The sequence below is a fragment of the Sphingopyxis sp. genome (genome assembly GCF_035944815.1).
Classification (GTDB): Bacteria; Pseudomonadota; Alphaproteobacteria; order Sphingomonadales; family Sphingomonadaceae; genus Sphingopyxis.
Genome location: NZ_DASZAU010000004.1, coordinates 404450 through 418569, shown reverse-complemented (window position 1 = coordinate 418569; position 14120 = coordinate 404450). Strand labels below are relative to the sequence as shown.

Here is a 14120-nt window from a genome sequence, read left to right as displayed (position 1 = left end):
CAGTAACAATCGACCCTTCATTCCATCCCCCGTCTTATTCCTTGGTTTCGATCGCTAAATTGCCGTCCGGAAATTGCCAAGCGAAATTGGTTTCAGTTGCAACGCGATACTTGCCGTAGGCCCGGCGGGCTGGCACAAACCCGTCCGTCGAATTCCCATATCCAAGGACATTCCATGCTTCGTTTCCCCCGCTCGACCGCAGCCCTTGCGGTCCTCCTCACCGTTGCCGCGTGCAACACCTCCGACAAGGCGGCGACGTCCGCCACCGCGATCCCCGACGTCCAGATTCCCGAATTGTCGCTCGCAACGCTGCAGGCGGTGACGAAGGAATTGTCGTCGGACGCTTATGAGGGCCGCGCACCCGGCACACCGGGCGAGGAAAAGACCGTCGCCTATATCATCAAACAATATGAGGAAGCGGGGCTGAAGCCCGGCAACAACGGCAAGTGGACGCAGGACGTGCCGCTGGTCGAGATCACCGCGAAGAACGCGACGCCGATCAGCTTCACCGGCGGCAAGACGCCCGTGACCGCACAATATGCCAAGGATTATGTCGCGTTCAGCTGGCGCGTCCAGCCGAAGACCGAGGTGAAGGACAGCGATGTCGTGTTCGTCGGTTACGGCATCAACGCCCCCGAAAAGGGCTGGAACGACTATGCCGGGCTCGATGTGAAGGGGAAGACCGTCGTCGTCCTCGTCAACGATCCCGACTGGCAGACGAAGGAAGCGAAGGGCGAATTCAACGGCCGCGCGATGACCTATTATGGCCGCTGGTCGTATAAATATGAGGAAGCGGCACGCCAGGGCGCCGCTGCGGTGCTGATCGTCCACGACACCGAACCCGCCGCCTATGGCTGGAACGTCGTCGAAAGCAGCAACACCGGCACGCAGTACCTCGCCGAAAGCAAGAATGGCGGCGCCGACCAGACCGTTGCGAACGGCTGGATCCAGCTCCCCAAGGCGAAAGAACTGTTCGCGAGCGCGGGTCAGGACTTCGACAAGCTGCGCGCTGCGGCCGGCCAGAAGGGCTTCAAGCCCGTCGCGCTCACCGGCGTGAAGGCGAACTTCGGCTTCGACAATGAAATCGCGAAGAAGATGTCGCGCAACGTCATCGGCGTGCTGCCGGGCGCCAAGCGCCCCGACGAATATGTGCTCTACACCGGCCATTGGGATCACCTCGGCCGCTGCACGCCCGTCGCCGGTGACGACATCTGCAACGGCGCCGTCGACAATGCGAGCGGCATCGCCGGTCTCGTGACGCTGGCGCAGGCGTTCCACAAGGCGGGCGCGCCCGATCGCAGTATCGTCTTCCTTGCCGTGACGGCCGAGGAATCGGGCCTGCTCGGTTCGAAATTTTACGCCGAAAACCCGATCTTCCCGCTCGCGCAGACGGTCGGCGGCGTGAACATGGACGCGCTCAATGCTATCGGCCCGGCAAAGGACATCGTCGTCGTCGGTGGCGGCAAGTCCGAACTCGACGCCTATGTCGAAAAGCTGGCCAAGATGGAGGGCCGCACGATCAAGGCCGAGCCGACCCCCGAAAAGGGCTTCTACTATCGTTCGGACCACTTCAGCTTCGCCAAGCTCGGCGTCCCGATGTTCAACTTCGGCAGCGGCGACGAGCTGGTCGAGGGCGGCGTCGAGGCCGGCAAGAAGGCGGCCGAAGACTATGAAAAGAACCGCTATCACGCGCCGGGCGACGAATATGAGGCGATCACCAACTGGGGCGGCATGATGTCGGACCTGCGCCTCTATTATGCCGCGGGCCGCATGCTGGCGATGACCGACGCATGGCCGAACTGGGTCGAGGGCGACGAATTCCGCGCCGCCCGCGACAAGTCGCGCGCCGGCAAGTAACGACGACAACCGCTCCTCCGCAGTTGCGGGGAGCATCATGTTCCGGCAATCCAGAATGGCAGCAGCCATTCTGGATTGCTGCGTTCTGGACGAGAAGATCGATGTCACGGGCATCGACGCAAAGGACTATCGCGCGATGACCCACCGCATGCCCGCCGAATGGGCGCCCCACGACGCCGTCTGGATCGGCTTTCCGCATATGGTGGACGAATGGTCGAGCCAGATCGATGCGGCGCGGCGCGATGTCGCGGCCTTCGCGAACGCCGTCCATGACGGCGGGCGCGGCGAGACGGTGCACCTGCTCGTTCGCGACCATGACAATGCCGATATCGCCGAGGCGCTCGTCGATGCGGGCGTGCAATTGTTCGTCGCCCCCTTCGGCGATATCTGGCTGCGCGACACAGGCCCGATCATCGTCGGCACCGGAGCCCGGCGCGAGGCGCGCAATTTCGACTTCAACTGGTGGGGCAACAAGTTCGTGATGCCCGGCGACCGCGAGATCGGTGCGATCCTGGCGGCGCATGCCGACCTGCCGACGCAGCACCCGGACTGGGTGCTCGAGGGCGGCGGCATCGACGTCGATGGCACCGGCCTGTGCGTGACGACCGAGGAATGCCTGCTCAACACGAACCGCAATCCGGCGCTGACGCGCGAGGATATCGCGGCACGGCTGCACCAATCGCTCGGCATCGACCGGATTCTGTGGCTTGGCGACGGGTTGGTCGGCGATCATACCGACGGCCATGTCGACAATCTCGCGCGCTTCGTCGGCGAAGGGCGCCTCGCTTTGCCCGTCGCGGCGGGACCGGATGACCCCAATGCCCATATCTATGCCGATGCGCGCGCGCGCGCCGCAGCGTTCGGTGGGGTCGAGATCGTCGACCTGCCCTCGCCCGGCCGCGTCGAAGTGGACGGCGAGATCGCGGCGGCAAGCTATATGAACTTCTATATCGGCAACAGCACCGTCGTCGTCCCGACCTACGGCGTCGCCAACGATCAGACCGCGGTCGACACGCTCGCCGCGCTTTTCCCCGATCGCCGCGCAATCGGCGTGCCTGCGCGCGGCATCATCGTCGGCGGGGGCAGCTTCCACTGCTCGAGCCAGCAGCTTCCGGCCTAGCATCGAGAGCGAAGCGCCCTATATTCCGGCTCGATTCCCGCGCCATCACGGACGAACCATGACCCGCACCATCACCGTCGCCGCGTTGCAGCTTCCCCTGCCCGGCCCCGTCCAGCCCAATATCGATGCCGTCACCGCGCTCGTCGAGGAAGCGGCTGGCAAGGGCGCGCAAATCATCCTGCCGCCCGAACTCTTCGAAGGCCCCTATTTCTGCCAGATCGAGGATGAGCAATTGTTCGCGTCGGCGCGTCCGACGACCGAACATCCGAGCGTCGTCGCGATGCAGGCGCTCGCATCAAGGCTGAAGGTCGCGATCCCGACGAGCTTTTTCGAGCGCGACGGCCACCATTATTACAATACGCTGGCGATGATCGGCCCCGACGGCGCGATCATGGGGACGTATCGCAAGAGCCACATCCCCGACGGCCCCGGATATGAAGAGAAATATTATTTCCGCCCCGGCAATACGGGCTTCAAGGTCTGGGACGTTTTCGGCACCCGCATCGGCGTCGGCGTCTGCTGGGACCAATGGTATCCCGAGTGCGCGCGCGCGATGGCGCTGATGGGCGCCGAATTGCTCTTTTATCCGACCGCGATCGGCAGCGAGCCCTATGACGCCGATCTCGACACCAGCCGCATGTGGCGCCGCGCGATGCAGGGGCATAGCGCATCGAACTGCATGCCCGTCATCGCCGCGAACCGCATCGGCACCGAGGGCGACGCCAATTTCTATGGCCACAGCTTTATCACCGACGAATGGGGCGACATGACACAGGCGTTCGGTGCCACCGAAACCGGCGTGCTCGTCGAGACGATCGATCTCGACCCCGCGGCGAAGCACCGCGCCGGCATGGGCTTTTTCCGCGACCGCCGGCCGCAGCTTTACGGGCGGCTCGTCGAGGACATCTGACGGCAATATCTGGGGGCAAGCGATGGAATTACCCGACGACATCTTCACCGAGCCCGACGACGTCGACCCCGAAACGCTCGCCAATCTGGGCCCGCTCGTTCGCCTTGCCGGGATATGGGAAGGGACACGCGGCGTCGACGTGAACCCGAAGGCCGACGGCCCCGAAACGCGCAAATATTATGAGCGGATCGAAATGCAGCCGATCGACCCGCAGGCGAACGGCCCGCAACTCTTTTACGGGCTTCGCTATCACGTCCACATCAACACGCGCGAAGAAGACATCACCTTCCACGATCAGGTCGGCTACTGGCTCTATGAAGCCGCGACCGGCCTGATTATCCAGACGCTGGCGATCCCCCGCGGGCAGATCGCGATCGCGGCGGGACATGCGAAACCGGGCGACAAGCGGCTCGTCGTGAAAGCGGAGCGCGGGCAAACCGAATATGGCATCTGCTCGACGACCTTCCTCGACCTTGCCTTCCGCACCGACAGCTACGAATTGACGGTCGACTTCCACGACGACGGATCATGGAGCTATGTCTCGGACACGATGCTGATGGTAAAGGGTCGCGACGAGCTGTTCCGGCACCGCGACCACAACCGGCTGACGAAGATCGCCGAGCCCGATCTCAACCCATGGGCCAGGATTGTCCGCGGCGCTGCCTGAGCCTCAGCTTTCGAAGCGGTGGATGCTTTCAAGGTCGGCGCGATCGAGCGGCTGGGTGAGCCAGAGCCCGCCCCGACCTGCCCGCGACCAGCGTACGATCGCGCGACGTTTGACCCCGCCCGCAAGGATCAGGTCGAACTCCTTGCCGACCTCGAGATGGCCGTCATGAATGAAGCCGGCGCCGTTTTGAGACATGTCGACCAGTTCGATCTCGGTCGTGCCGTCGTCGGTCACCGCCTGTGCGCGCGTGTGGACCGGCAGTCGCGGCTGACGGTATCCCGTGGCGCGCTGCTCGGCCGCCAATTGCTTGAGCACATCGGCGACATCGACTTCCTTGTCGAACGAAACGCCGCAGCGCCCGGCCTCGGACCACACCACCTCGCCGGCGATGACCACCGTGTCCGACAGCGCAATCTCGAGCTTCTCGCCGACAGCAATCGGAACATCGGCCGCAAGCATCATGCCGCGATCCGAAATATTGCGAACGCGCCACAGCCCCGCGTCGCCGTTGCGCATGACCTTGGCGATGCGCCACACCGTACGGTAACGATCGCCGCCGCGGCGATCGCTGCCGGCGGCACCGCCCTGCTCCTCTGCCGGATCGGAGAAGAGACGTTGATTCATGGCCATCACCCCATCGAAACAGCGTCAGATCGAAACAGTAAGTCCCTACCAATACTGCAAAATACTCAAAACGCACAAAATGCTAATATATTAAATTCGCTTATTATTCAATCACATTGGATATCATAGTTAACGAAGCTTCAACAAATGCAGCCCGATGTCCGACGTGCTGACCACTGGCCGATGAATAATTTTGTATTTTGCATAATTTACGGTGCTGCCGCGCCCGGATTAAGGGCCAATCCGAAAACAATCGCGCCTGCGAGAAGCGGGCGGCAAGCCGAGCTGGAGTAGCCGAATGAAAAAGACCCACCTGCCCTTCCTGCTGCTCGCCGCCGTGGCGGCGACCACCGCGCTGCCGCACCGCGCATCGGCACAAGCAGAAGGCAGTCCGGATGCGGCAACACCGGCCGGGGCAAATGACGAAATCGTGGTCACCGCGCGCAGATCGGGCGCGCCGATGTGGACGATCGAGACCGGTGCGGGCGTCGTCATACTTGTCGGCGAGATTGCCGAAGTCCCCAAAGCCACCCCCTGGCGGCCTGAACGGCTCGAAGGTGCAACCGAGCGGGCGCAAAGAGTGATCCTGGGCACGAAGGCAAAAGTGTCGCCGGGCGATATCCTCCGGTTGATCTTCCGTGGCGGGAAGCTGATGAAATTGCCGAAGGACCGCACGGCAGCCGACTATCTGGACGCGCGCCAGCTCGAACGGCTGCAGGCGCTCGAGACACGGTTCGATCAGGACTATGCGCGGCAGAATTTCTTGATGACGGCATTCGACCTCCTGTCGAAACGCCTCGCATTCAACCGCGACACGGCCGACGATGCCTCCGACGTCGTGCGCCGCGCCGCCCGGCAGGCTAAGATCCCTGCCCGCCCGGTCGGCGAAGTGCGCGGCGAGGATATGCTCGACAATCTTTTCGCCGCTACACCCGATACGCATATTCCGTGCCTCGCAGCAGCAATGACTGCGGCCGAGGCGGGTCCCGACATCGTAATCGCGCGCGGCGAAGCCTGGACCGAGTTCGAGGTCCCGGCCGTCATGGCTAGTCCGCTGGAGGAAGCCCTCGGGCGCTGCTGGCCGTGGACCAACGACGGCTTTGGACCTGCCCTTCGCGAACAATGGGTCACCGCAATCCGCGAAGCGACGGCGCAATCGGGGGCCACGCTCGCAGTGGTCCCGCTCCGGATCCTTGCCGAACGCGAAGGCGTGCTCGACCAGCTTGAATCGCAAGGGCTTGCGATCCGCGGGCCGATATGGCGGCCCGGCGCAGCGGCGGCTCGGAAATAAAAGAAATGGTGCCCCTGGCCGGACTCGAACCAGCACTCCTTGCGGAACTCGATTTTGAGTCGAGCGCGTCTACCAATTTCACCACAGGGGCCCGTTGACGCGGAGCCGTTGCCACAAAAGGGACCCGTCCGTCCAGCGGGAATCATGGCGAAGCAGATGGTTGCGCGAATTGCGTCCGCGGATAAGGTGGCGCGATGACCGAAAAGACGCCGGCGCCCGCCGCCTCACCCGCCCGATCGCAGAGCAAAGCGAAGTCCGCCGACGCGCCGCCGCCCGCGTTCGGGCCCGGCCGGATCGCTGGGGCGACGCTGATCGTACTGGCGCTGGTCGGCGTCGCCTTGCTGGTGATCGAGTTGACGCGCTTCTTCATGCTCGTCTTCGCCGCGATCGTCCTTGGTGCGATTTTCGATGCCATCGCAAGCTGGCTCTGCCGCAAGACAAGGATCGGCCGCGGGTTCGCGCTGGCGCTGTCGGTCGCGGGGATCGTCGCGATTTTCGCGGGCGCCTTCATGCTGTTCGGATCGCAGTTGGCGCGCGAAGTCGACACGATTCGCGAGCAGATTCCGCCGGCGCTGCAAGGCCTCGAGGAATTTCTGAACCGATACGGCCTGGGTCAGCAGGTCCGCGATCTCGCCGCAGTGGGCGGCGACGACATCTCTCGCATCGTGCAGCAGGCGGGCGGTTATGCGCTCGCGGCCGGAAGCGGCATCGCCGATTTCGTGCTCGTACTCGTCGCCGCGATCTTTCTCGCCAGCGACCCGGCGACCTACCGGCGCGGGCTGTTGCTCATGCTTCCGCAACGCGCGGAGGAAACCGCGGCGCTGGCGCTCGGCGACGCCGGGCGCGGGCTCAAGGGCTGGATGATGGGACAGGCGGTCTCCTCGCTTGTCGTCGCGGCGCTGACCTGGGCGGGCCTCGCCGCGCTCGGGGTGCCGGCCGCCGGCGGCCTCGGCCTGATCGCCGGCCTGCTCGACATCATCCCGATGGTCGGGCCTATTATCGCCGGCATTCCCGCGGTGCTGCTCGCCTTCACCGTGTCGCCGATGACCGCGCTCTGGACGCTGGTCCTGTTCCTCGCAATCCAGCAGTTGCAGGGTAATTTCCTGCAACCGATGATCCAGAAACAGGCCGTCGACGTGCCGCCCGCAGTGCTGCTTTTCGCGGTGGTCGCGGCGGGCATCCTGTTCGGTTTCCTCGGCGTCCTGCTCGCTGCGCCGCTGACCGTCGTCGTCTATGTCCTCGTGCAACGCATCTATGTGAAGACGTTGCTCGGCAAGGACATCAAGATCGCCGGGAAGGACTGAGCTATTTCTTCAATTCCTTCGCCAGTGTCTTCGCCGTCGCCTTGCCATAAGGCGGCTTGAAGCCCGCAAGCCCCGCAACGTCGAGTTTCGGCTGACGATAGACCGCACGCGCATGGCTGAACGTGCGAAAGCCATCCACGCCGTGATAATTGCCCATGCCCGACGGCCCGACGCCGCCGAACGGCAGATCCTCCATCGCATTGTGGAACAGCACGTCGTTGACCGTGACGCCGCCCGAGATCGTCCGCGTCAGCACGCGGTCCTCCTCGCTCTTGTCCTGCCCGAAATAATAGAGGCCGAGCGGGCGGTCGTTGGCGTTCACATAGTCGATCGCGTCGTCGATATTCCTGTAGGTCTTCACCGGCAGGATCGGGCCGAAGATTTCCTCCTGCATCACCTTCATGTCGTCGGTCGGGTTGCGCACGATGTGCAGCGGCATCTTGTGGCCATTCGAGCTCGCGAAATCCTCACCGCCCGGATTGACCTCGATCACCTCGGCGCCCTTTTCGCGTGCGTCGGCGAGATAGGATTGGAGGCGGTCGTAATTGCGCGTGTTGACGACCGAGGTGTAATCGTCGTTGGCGAGCAAGGTGGGATAGAGTGCGGTCGCGCCCTTGGTGACGCTGTCGATCACCTCGCCTTCCTGATCCTCGGCGACGAGCAGATAGTCGGGCGCGAGGCAGATCTGCCCCGCGTTCATCATCTTGCCGAGCGCGACGCGCTGCCCGACCAGATCCTTGTTCGCGCTGCGTCCGATGAAGGTCGGCGACTTGCCGCCCAGCTCGAGCGTGACGGGCACGAGGTTATCGGCGGCGGCGCGCATGATATGCCTGCCGACGCTCGTCGCGCCCGTGAAGATCATATGGTCGAACGCCAGTTTCGAGAAGGCGACGCCGACGTCGGAATCGCCGGTGAACACCGCGATTTCGCTCTCGTCGAAATAGTCGGGCACCAGCCGTGCCATCAGCGCCGAGACATTTTCGGTGAACTCGCTCGGCTTGATCATCGCGCGGTTGCCCGCGGCGAGGATACCCGCCATCGGCACGAAGACCATGCCGACCGGGAAATTCCACGGGCTCACCACACCGACGACACCCTTCGGCTGGTAGACAACCTCGGCCTTTGCGCCCAGCAGCCCGAGCGGGAATGTCGGCTTGCGCTTCTCGCCCTTCGACCAGGCCGCCATATGTTTCTTCGCATGCTTGAGCGCACTCACCGACGGCATGATGTCGGTCATCAGCGTCTGTTCACGGCTGCGGTGGCCGAAATCCTCGCTCACCGCCTTGGCGAAATCCTCGGCGTTATCGACGAGCAGCGCGATCGCGCGGTCGATGCGGTCGCTGCGGACCGCCAGCGTTTCGGGCATGGCCGCCGTAAAGCTCGCCTTTTGCGCGGCGAGCACTTCGTGCATTCGCGCCGTTTCGCCGGCTAAATCCTGCTTGATCGCGGTGGCCATGACCCGTCTCCCCTAAACATGTGCGGGCGACGTTTGATCATGCCGCGCGGCGGGTTGCAAGATGAAACCGGCCGCCCATCTATCGCTCGACCCGCGATGCCCCTTTCGCAAGTGCAGCAAAGTCGCTAATCGGGCCGCCGACGTATCTTTCCCCTACGGAGTCTCTCGATATGACCGCCACCGATCCCGTCGTCTTCCTTTCCTATGCGCGCACCCCGATGGGCAGCATGCAGGGCAGCCTTTCGGACGCGAGCGCGACCGACCTCGGCGCGACCGCGGTCAAGGCGGCGGTCGAGCGCGCGGGCGTGTCGGGCGACGATATCGAACGCATCTATATGGGCTGCGTGCTGCCCGCCGGGCTGGGCCAGGCGCCGGCGCGTCAGGCCGCGATCAAGGCCGGCCTGCCCAAGTCGGTGCAGGCCACAACCGTCAACAAGGTGTGCGGTTCGGGCATGCAGACCGTGATCATGGGCGCCGAAGCGCTCGCCGCGGGCAGCGTCGACCTGATCGTCGCGGGCGGCATGGAATCGATGACCAACGCGCCCTACCTGCTCAAAAAGCATCGCGGCGGTGCGCGCATCGGTCACGACACCGCCTATGACCATATGTTCCTCGACGGGCTCGAGGACGCTTATGACGCCGGCCGCGCGATGGGCACCTTCGCGCAGGATACCGCCGACGCCTATCAGCTCTCGCGTCAGGCGCAGGACGATTATTCGATCGAATCGCTGAGCCGCGCCAAAGCCGCGATTGCCGACGGCGCCTTTGCCAATGAAATCGCGCCGGTGACCATCTCGGGCCGCAAGGGCGATGTGGTCGTCGACACCGACGAAGCCCCCGGCAAGGGCATGCCCGACAAGATCCCGACGCTGAAGCCCGCCTTCGCCAAGGACGGCACGATCACCGCCGCGACCAGCTCGTCGATCTCGGACGGTGCCGCCGCCGTCGTGCTGACGCGCCAGTCGGTCGCCGACGTCAAGGGCGCCAAGCCCGTCGCAAAGCTTGTCGCGCACGCCGCGCATGCACAGGAGCCAAAGGATTTCACCATCGCCCCCGTCGGCGCGATCAACAAGGTGCTGGCAAAGGCCGGCTGGTCGATCGGCGACGTCGACCTGTTCGAAGTCAACGAAGCGTTCGCATGTGTGGCGATGTTCGCGATGCACGACCTCGGCATCCCGCACGAAAAGATCAACGTCCACGGCGGCGCGACCGCGCTCGGCCACCCGATCGGCGCCAGCGGCACGCGCATCATCACGACGCTGATCGCGGCGCTCCAGCGCCACGGCAAGACGCGCGGCATCGCCAGCCTCTGCATCGGCGGCGGCGAAGCGACGGCGGTTGCGGTCGAGCTGGTTTGAAGCGCACGCTGATCCTGCCGCTCGCGCTCGCATTGAGCGCGGCGGCGCCAGCACTGGCCAAGCCCGAGAGCAAGGCGCAAGCGCCGCTGTCGGCCGAGGAAGACGCAAGCCTCGCGCTGGCAATCGACCGCGCCAAGCTCCTCTATCGCTACGACCAGGCCGCGTGGCACACCACCGACGCGTTGAAGCGCGACCTGCGCGGCGAAACGCTGGCTACAATCAGGGGTTGGGTGGTCACGCCCGACCGCGGAGACTATCGCGTCACTTATTATTCGGGCGATGCCGGCGCAGAGCATCGTGCCGTCTATTCGGCGGTCTGGACCGGCGGAACCGATGTTCGCGACGCCAAGGTTCATGTGGCGGGAAGCGATCGACTATCGGCCGAGGAAGCGCGCCTGATCGCAGCGTCGGACGCCGTACCCGAGGATGGGCCCCTTCGCTGCGCCAACCGGCGCTTCAACCGTGTCATTCTGCCGCGATCCGCGCCCGATGACGCCGATCTGGTGTATCTGCTCTCACCGCAGACCGAGACGGGCAACATTCCCCTCGGCGGACATCATCGCAACGCCGTGAAGGACGGAAAAATCGTCTCTTCGCGGTCTTTTACGAACAGTTGCATCGCAATGCCGCTCGATGCGAAGGCCGAAGGCTTCGTGATATCGCATCTGCTCGATCCCACGCCGACCGAAATCCACTTTTTCTCGGTCTTTGCCGGACGGACGCCGATCTATGTGATCACCACGCAAAACGAGCGCCTGTGGGTGAGCGAAGTCGTAGGCGGTGAGCCACGGGCACGGCTGCTCGATCAGGACATGCCCACCCTTTGAAAGGTTGCATGGGCTCGCCCCGGCGAGATACCGTCTCGTCGTCCGCGCGCGACAAATTGCGACACTAATGTCCTGAAAATAAACGCCGCATTCCGGTTCCGTTCAAGCTGACTCGCCTAATCCATCCTTGTCATCGGGCAGATCCCCTCCCCCCTGACCGATTCAAAGGAATGGCACAATGAAGAGCAAATTTCTCACCGCCGGCCTGATCGCCGCGATGATGATCCCGGCTGCTGCGCAGGCGCAGACCCGTGAGATCCGCAACGATCGCAAGGAATTGCGCGAAGAGCAGCGCGACCTGCGTCACGCCCAGCGCTACGGCGACCGCGGCGACGTCCGCGATGCGCGCCACGATGTGCGCGACGCCCGCAAGGACCTGCGCGAGAGCCAGCGCGACTGGCGCCGTGACACGCGCTACCAGAATTATCGCGCACCGTTCAAATATCAGCAGTTCCGCGTCGGTTCGACACTGCGTTCGAACTATTATGCGCCCAGCTATCGCCCGGCATGGGACAGCCGCTGGGGCATTCCGCGCGCCGGTCGCAACCTGACCTATGTGCGCCATTATAACGACCTGCTGCTCGTCAACGAGCGCAACGGTCGGGTTGTGAAGGTCTATCGCAACCACTTCAACTGGCGGCGCTAACCGCTAAGGGCAGGAAGGGCCGGACGAGCGATCGTCCGGCCCTTTCCATTCGGGCGTATCAGTCGCCCCAGATATGGTCGGCCTGGATCCAGCCCTTGCGGCCCTTCACGTCGAACAGGCACCAGCCATTCTTGCAGTCGGTGATCTTCCCGACGACGCCGGGTTCGGCGCGATAGGCAACCGCTGCCGACAGGCTGGCTTCCTCGCGCATCGGGCGGATTTCGCCGGTCACGATGGCCGTCCTCGTCCGGCTCAAAAGCCGCGCCGCCATCCAGCCCTGCGTGCCGTCGGGATCCTCGATCTTGCGCCAGGTCTCGAAGCGCGCGACGACCTTTACCGGCAGGTCCTTGCGCCGATATTCCCAGATCACAGGCACGTCGGGCGAGGGCCCCTTGCGCATCCGCGCCTCGTCGACGTTGATCGACGCCCAATAGGGCAGTTCGACATCGGATTGGGCGGCGGCCGGTCCCACGACGGCCATCAATGCGGCGGCAACTATTATCTGGCGGCTGGTCATCACTCTGCCTTGTCAAACTCATGTCGGCATTTCAACCGTTCGCCGCGCAAAAGGCTGCGTTCATCCCCTGTCTTTTCGCGCTTCTTTTGGCGTCGGCGCTCTTGACCGCCGTGCCACGGCGCGCTCTATCGGCGGCCATGCCCGATTCATCCCGCCCGAAACGCCCGCGCGTCATCGTTACCCGCCAGTTGATGCCGCATGTCGAGGGGCGCATGGCCGAATTGTTCGACGTGTCGCTGTCGGCGCGCGACGAGGCTTTCACCCGCGATGAATTGAAGGCCGCGGTTGCCGACTGCGACGTCTTCGTGCCGACCGTGACCGACGAGATCGACGCCGATATCATCAACGCGGCGGGCGAGCGGCTGAAACTGATCGCCAATTTCGGTGCGGGCGTCGACCATATCGACCTGTCGGCCGCACGCGCCAGGGGCATCATGGTGTCGAACACACCCGGGGTCTTCACCGAAGATACCGCCGACATGACGATGGCGCTGATCCTGTCGGTCCCACGCCGCCTCGCCGAAGGCGAGAAATTGATGCGGTCGGGCCAATGGGCCGGCTGGGCGCCGAGCGCGATGCTCGGTCACCGCGTCGGCGGCAAATTGCTCGGCATCATCGGCATGGGTCGTATCGGCATCGCGGTTGCGCGCCGCGCGCGCGCGTTCGGCCTGTCGATCCACTATCACAATCGCCGGCGCCTGCCCGAAGCGATCGAAGAGGAATTGGGCGCGAGCTATCACGCCAGCGTCGACACGCTGCTCCGGATCAGCGACGTGGTGACGATCCACTGCCCGCACACCAGCGAGACGCACGAGATGGTCAACGCGGCGCGGATCGGCGCCATGAAGCCGACGGCCTATCTCATCAACACCGCGCGCGGCGAGATCGTCGACGAAAAGGCGCTGGTTGCGGCGCTGCAGACCGGCCGGATCGCGGGCGCCGGGCTCGACGTCTATACTCACGAACCCGCGGTCGACCCGGCGCTGCTCGCGCTCGACAATGTCGTGCTGCTCCCCCATCTCGGCTCGGCGACGATCGAGGGCCGCGAAGCGTCGGGCGAAAAGGTCATCGCGAATATCCGCGCCTGGTGCGACGGGCACCGCCCGCCCGATCAGGTGCTGGAGGGGTGGGCCTGACCCCCTCGCCCCGATAAATTGCCTGCCGATCTTACGGCACCGGGATTCAGCGCTGGCTACATTTGAGGTCGATCGCCCGCATCGCCAAGTCGCTCGGATTTCCGCCTTCGCGCTCGACCTCTTCATCGATGCAGCGCTGCCGCGGGGTGCGCCGGTCGGCGTTCCGATTTTCACGCATCAGTTTCAAAAGCGCCGCGAGTTCGCGCCGCTCGGCGTCGCTCAGGTCGCCTGGCTTTTTGGCGCCGCTGCGAAGCAGTTCGTAGTTGCGCCACGCCCGCTCGGCGGGCTTTTCCGCCGGCGCGCCGCTGGCGGCGCCCGCCGCAAGCGCCAACGCCGCGGCTACCGCCACCACTCGCCAGATGCGCTTCATGCCACCACGTCCCGTCTCTTCTCGCGAAGGGGAAACG

14 protein-coding genes and 1 tRNA gene are annotated in these 14120 nt (G+C 64.4%); 10 read left to right on the top strand and 5 right to left on the bottom strand.

What is annotated here, in order from left to right; translation table 11 throughout:
• Window positions 1–174 precede the first annotated feature (174 nt).
• The 4 genes from VGU00_RS07285 to VGU00_RS07270 all read left to right on the top strand — a co-directional run bounded on the left by VGU00_RS07285 (window position 175) and on the right by VGU00_RS07270 (window position 4554).
• A complete protein-coding gene (locus VGU00_RS07285) occupies window positions 175–1857 on the top strand; it encodes a M28 family metallopeptidase (RefSeq protein ID WP_327466976.1) in 1683 nt (560 codons plus the stop codon).
• Window positions 1858–1993: 136 nt separating this feature from the next.
• Window positions 1994–2977 carry an agmatine deiminase family protein gene (locus VGU00_RS07280; RefSeq protein WP_327467458.1) on the top strand — a complete coding sequence of 328 codons (984 nt, stop codon included), beginning with the start codon at window positions 1994–1996 and terminating at the stop codon, window positions 2975–2977.
• A gap of 58 nt (window positions 2978–3035) precedes the next feature.
• Window positions 3036–3887: an N-carbamoylputrescine amidase gene (aguB, locus tag VGU00_RS07275; RefSeq protein WP_327466974.1), complete on the top strand. Its 852-nt coding sequence runs from the start codon at window positions 3036–3038 to the stop codon at window positions 3885–3887.
• Between the two features lie 22 nt (window positions 3888–3909).
• Window positions 3910–4554 carry an FABP family protein gene (locus VGU00_RS07270; RefSeq protein WP_327466972.1) on the top strand — a complete coding sequence of 215 codons (645 nt, stop codon included), beginning with the start codon at window positions 3910–3912 and terminating at the stop codon, window positions 4552–4554.
• A gap of 3 nt (window positions 4555–4557) precedes the next feature.
• Here the strand turns inward: VGU00_RS07270 and VGU00_RS07265 are convergent, their stop codons facing one another.
• Window positions 4558–5178, bottom strand: coding sequence for a PilZ domain-containing protein (locus tag VGU00_RS07265; RefSeq protein ID WP_327466970.1), 621 nt, complete (start codon window positions 5176–5178; stop codon window positions 4558–4560).
• 298 nt (window positions 5179–5476) lie between these two features.
• Here VGU00_RS07265 and VGU00_RS07260 point away from each other — a divergent pair, with 298 nt between their 5' ends.
• A complete protein-coding gene (locus VGU00_RS07260) occupies window positions 5477–6469 on the top strand; it encodes a TraB/GumN family protein (RefSeq protein WP_327466968.1) in 993 nt (330 codons plus the stop codon).
• Window positions 6470–6475: 6 nt separating this feature from the next.
• Here VGU00_RS07260 and VGU00_RS07255 read toward each other — a convergent pair.
• A tRNA-Leu gene (locus VGU00_RS07255) sits at window positions 6476–6560 on the bottom strand.
• 103 nt (window positions 6561–6663) lie between these two features.
• Here VGU00_RS07255 and VGU00_RS07250 point away from each other — a divergent pair.
• Complete coding sequence (locus VGU00_RS07250; protein WP_327466966.1) at window positions 6664–7773, top strand: AI-2E family transporter; 1110 nt, start codon at window positions 6664–6666, stop codon at window positions 7771–7773.
• A gap of 1 nt (window position 7774) precedes the next feature.
• Here the strand turns inward: VGU00_RS07250 and VGU00_RS07245 are convergent, their stop codons facing one another.
• Window positions 7775–9229 (bottom strand): coniferyl aldehyde dehydrogenase, encoded by a 1455-nt coding sequence (locus tag VGU00_RS07245; protein ID WP_327466964.1) that lies wholly within the window; start codon window positions 9227–9229, stop codon window positions 7775–7777.
• 170 nt (window positions 9230–9399) lie between these two features.
• Here VGU00_RS07245 and VGU00_RS07240 point away from each other — a divergent pair, with 170 nt between their 5' ends.
• From VGU00_RS07240 to VGU00_RS07230, 3 genes are all read left to right on the top strand, one after another.
• On the top strand, window positions 9400–10587 hold the full coding sequence (locus VGU00_RS07240; protein ID WP_327466962.1) for an acetyl-CoA C-acyltransferase: 1188 nt from the start codon (window positions 9400–9402) through the stop codon (window positions 10585–10587).
• Window positions 10584–11414, top strand: a complete 831-nt coding sequence (locus VGU00_RS07235; RefSeq protein WP_327466960.1) for a hypothetical protein — start codon at window positions 10584–10586, stop codon at window positions 11412–11414. The genes VGU00_RS07240 and VGU00_RS07235 overlap by 4 nt, the downstream gene beginning before the upstream one ends.
• 178 nt (window positions 11415–11592) lie before the next feature.
• Window positions 11593–12060: a hypothetical protein gene (locus VGU00_RS07230; RefSeq protein WP_327466958.1), complete on the top strand. Its 468-nt coding sequence runs from the start codon at window positions 11593–11595 to the stop codon at window positions 12058–12060.
• 58 nt (window positions 12061–12118) lie between these two features.
• Here VGU00_RS07230 and VGU00_RS07225 read toward each other — a convergent pair whose 3' ends face one another.
• Entirely contained in the window at window positions 12119–12577 is a 459-nt protein-coding gene (locus tag VGU00_RS07225) for an SH3 domain-containing protein (RefSeq protein ID WP_327466956.1), read from the bottom strand.
• Between the two features lie 137 nt (window positions 12578–12714).
• On the opposite strand from VGU00_RS07225, the gene VGU00_RS07220 reads away from it, so the two are divergent.
• A complete protein-coding gene (locus VGU00_RS07220) occupies window positions 12715–13713 on the top strand; it encodes a D-glycerate dehydrogenase (protein WP_327466954.1) in 999 nt (332 codons plus the stop codon).
• Between the two features lie 46 nt (window positions 13714–13759).
• On the opposite strand, the gene VGU00_RS07215 is transcribed toward VGU00_RS07220, so the two are convergent.
• Window positions 13760–14083, bottom strand: coding sequence for a hypothetical protein (locus VGU00_RS07215; protein WP_327466952.1), 324 nt, complete (start codon window positions 14081–14083; stop codon window positions 13760–13762).
• Window positions 14084–14120: the final 37 nt, after the last annotated feature.